General features: G+C 64.9%; 4 protein-coding genes. 1 reads left to right on the top strand and 3 read right to left on the bottom strand.

Annotated elements, in window-relative coordinates; translation table 11 throughout:
- The 3 genes from FJZ36_18530 to FJZ36_18520 all read right to left on the bottom strand — a co-directional run.
- A partial coding sequence (locus tag FJZ36_18530) for a hypothetical protein (GenBank protein MBM3216895.1) occupies nucleotides 1-300 on the bottom strand: 300 nt, incomplete at its 3' end.
- Nucleotides 301-302: 2 nt separating this feature from the next.
- A complete protein-coding gene (locus FJZ36_18525; protein MBM3216894.1) occupies nucleotides 303-1,568 on the bottom strand; it encodes a hypothetical protein in 1,266 nt (421 codons plus the stop codon).
- A gap of 96 nt (nucleotides 1,569-1,664) precedes the next feature.
- Entirely contained in the window at nucleotides 1,665-2,552 is an 888-nt protein-coding gene (locus tag FJZ36_18520) for an aldo/keto reductase (protein MBM3216893.1), read from the bottom strand.
- Between the two features lie 312 nt (nucleotides 2,553-2,864).
- Between FJZ36_18520 and FJZ36_18515 the strand changes: the two genes are divergently transcribed.
- On the top strand, nucleotides 2,865-3,376 hold a 512-nt coding region (locus tag FJZ36_18515), incomplete at its 3' end, for a hypothetical protein (GenBank protein ID MBM3216892.1).

Raw genomic sequence — 3,376 nt, 5'->3', positions numbered from 1 at the left:
GGCATTGGCTTCGCGCCATGTATTTTGTCTGATGTCGTCGTTGGGTTCGTCCTCCATGAACGAGTCCGGCGGGGACCCGTTTTGTCCCCACGCGCCATCAGGTTGCACGTAGGCGAAGTAGATGCGGTCACACGCCGCGTAGGTTCCGCCTTCGCCGTTCCATATCTGGAGAAACTCATCGTCCAACAAGTTGATGTCCGGCTGCCAAACGTACCAGAAACCCGTCGGAATCTGATGCGCAACCGTCTCACCAAGCCGGAACGTCCCGAGACGCCTGCGAGGAGTCAGTGCCACTTGCATGGTCATCTCTCCTGCTTCTTCAAGCTACCCCATGTTCGCGCAAGATCTCGTTGAGGATTCACGCCGGCAGGTGTCGACGATTTACGATACAATCGCTCGGGCCCACCCATCAACCAAAGCGAACTCGTAGTCGCATCGTACTGCAACCGACTCAGGGCCCATCTTGGATCCCATCGTGCGTCCCTGTCCCACGTCAGGCCTCCGTTTGTCGTGCGGTAGATCGACGGAGGCGCGATGATACTCGCTTCTTCCGCATTTTTGCCGATGACCCAGCCGTTCTGCCCCGACACAAACACCGGACCCCAACCCACCGGCATGTTCGTCGGAACACTCCATGTGCTTCCACTGTCCATCGTGTGCGTGAGCGGAACCTGATCCCAGCTCCACCCTTCCGAGGGCGAAACGAACTCGACATGCGCGCCGACGGTGTTCGGATAAGGACTGCGTGTGTCGAGCACCTCCCACGCCCGACCTCCGTCGGTTGTCCGGAAGACATACCTCCGTGAACATGTCAAGGCCGGAATCCAGCCGTACTGCTCTCCGACGAAATCGATGTCCAGCGGGGGGTAAAAGTTCGACGCGAAGTCCGGGTTCTGCCCGCAGAACCGGTGGGTGTCTTCCATGCCGAAGAGGAACGTCTTCCAGGTCGCGCCGCCGTCGTGCGTCACGGCGATGGCGTAGCCACGGTATGACTGCGACTCATTGCCCAACCCATCGGCGCGGACAAAGGTGATCGTGCCCGCCATGACGCCGAAGGAGCGCGTGACGAAACGCGCCGTCTGGAAATACCTCCGACTCGCTTCCGCAACGGCGGAGGCATTCCCGAGCGTAACGGATTCGGTGACCACTCCCTGACGCAGCGACCAGGAGTTCCCGCCATCCGTCGTATGGTAGAAGCGGACCGGCGCGCCGAGGGCGTTCGCTGGGTCGTTCGCCTCGACCTTGTACTGGTGAGGCGGAGCCCATCCCTCCATCGGCGTCACGAAGGACGCGCGGTCGTAGACGAACCGGGGCATGGCGATCGGCGCCGGAGCCCATGTCGCTCCGCCGTCCGACGTGCGAAGGAGAACGGGACCACGTGTCGCCCAGTCATAGCCGGATGCCCATCCCTCCTGCGGCGTGACGAAGTGCAGGTTCACGACGTAGCATGTGTCGCACCCGATGATCTTCGAAGGAATCCACGTCGCCTCTTGCGCCGATGCGGTTGCGCAAGCTGCGACCATCAGAACAAAGCAGCTCTGCCGCAGCCAGCGTGAACACGAGTCCATGGAGCACCTCGCGATCCGTCAGGCGGCTATGAAGGCGTTTCGGGCGGCATGGATGGTCGGCAGGTCAGGAAGCATACTCGCGGCTCCCTCGCGGAATCAGGCACTGGAGGTAGCGCGTATCGCGGCGACGAGCTCGGCAGACATGCTGCCAGCGCTGACCTCGACGATGTTCTCGATATCGGCGGCGCTCGTGGCTCCGCTGAGGGCGACGCTCACGGCGGGATGGCTGAGGGCGAACCGCATCGCCGCGCCGGAGAGTCCGCCCGGCTCGTCGGCGAGCAGGACGTCGAGCGCCTCCATCTGACGGCGCTCGGATTCCTGCAAGCCTCCCTCCATCGAGTCTCGCGCCGACCCGAACAGGCCCATCCGCAGCGGACTCGCTTGGATGACGCCCATATCCCGCGCGTGAGCCTCGTCGAACAGCTCCGACGCGGACTGGTCGAGCAGGTCGTAGCGCATGAACACCAAGAGCGTGTCGAAGACGTCCGTCTCGATGCAGCGGCGCAGGAAGTCGATGTCCCTGCCGGTGATGCCGAGGAACCGGCACCAGCCCCGTTCGCGCGCCTCGATCATCCCTTCGGCGGCTCCGCCGGGCCCGAAGACGCGCTCCCACGGCGGCTCGGCGGGCGTGTGGAGCTGGAAGATGTCCATGGAGGGGCGTCTCAGGAGACGCAGGCTCTCCTCGGCGCTGGCGAGAACGGCGTCCCGCGAGAGATCGTGATCCGCCGGTCGGTGCCCGAACTTCGTCGCGACGACGGCGGAGGTCTGTACGCCGTCGAGCGCCTTGCCGATGACGGCTTCGCTCTTGCCGCCTATGTAGCACTCGGCGGTGTCGATGTAGGTGACGCCGAGCTCCAGCGCGCGGCGCACCGTGGCGACGCCCGATTCGACGGGCGCTCTGCCGTCTCTGCCCAGTAGCCAGGCTCCGCCCAAGCCGATTTCGCCCACCTCCAGACCCGTCCTGCCGAGCCGACGCGTTCTCATGCTTCCCCTCCCAGGTCGCCTGCCAACGCGGTTATATCAGAGAGCCCGGACGACGCCAACGGTTGCGCCGTCCTGGACGCCGGGCGATACTGGGCGGGTCGCGCCGGAACGCGGCGAGGCTTCACCGGCGAGGAGGTTCCCATCCACCCGATCCGCCTGCGAGCCATCATCGCCATCGTCGTCCTCGTCCCGCTGAACTGCTGGTGGGTCGTCGCCTCGACCTACCGCGTCGCCACCTGCCCGACTCAGGTATCGCTCTACTTCAACGCCGTGTTTACGCTCGCCGTGCTGATCGGCGGGAACGCAGTGTTCGTGCGCGCATGGTCGCGCTGGGGCGGAGCCGCGCCGCTAAACCGCGCCGAGCTGATGGCGGTCTACACCTGCGTCTCAGTAGGTTCCAGCCTGTCGGGTGTCGACCGGATGTTCGTTCTCGTGCCGCTGCTGGGGCACGCGTCGTGGTTCGCAACGCCGGAGAACGACTGGGCGGGGCTCTTCCAGCAGCACATCCCGCGATGGCTCACCGTGTCAGACCGGAGCGTGCTGTCGGGCTACTACAACGGGCTCTCGACGCTCTACACGGGAGCGCACTTACGAGCGTGGCTGCCGGTGGTCGCCTGGTGGAGCGTGTTCCTGGTGGCGGCGCACCTCGTCATGCTCTGCCTGAACATCGTCGTGCGGCGTCAGTGGATCGAGGGGGAACGCCTCAGCTATCCGGTGATCCGCCTGCCGGTCGAGATAACGGAACCGCGCGGGGCGTTCTTCCGCTCCGAGTGGATGTGGGTCGGCTTCGCCGTAGGAGCCGTCATCGACATCGTGAACGGCGT

The organism is Candidatus Poribacteria bacterium (assembly GCA_016866785.1).
In the GTDB taxonomy this organism is placed as follows: Bacteria; Poribacteria; WGA-4E.
This window is presented reverse-complemented; position numbering and strand designations above follow the sequence as displayed.

Coding starts and splice junctions, on each gene's coding strand:
- FJZ36_18520 (MBM3216893.1), bottom strand. CDS start 2,552: ATGAGAACGCGTCGGCTCGGCAGGACGGGTCTGGAGGTGGGCGAAATC.
- FJZ36_18525 (MBM3216894.1), bottom strand. CDS start 1,568: ATGGACTCGTGTTCACGCTGGCTGCGGCAGAGCTGCTTTGTTCTGATG.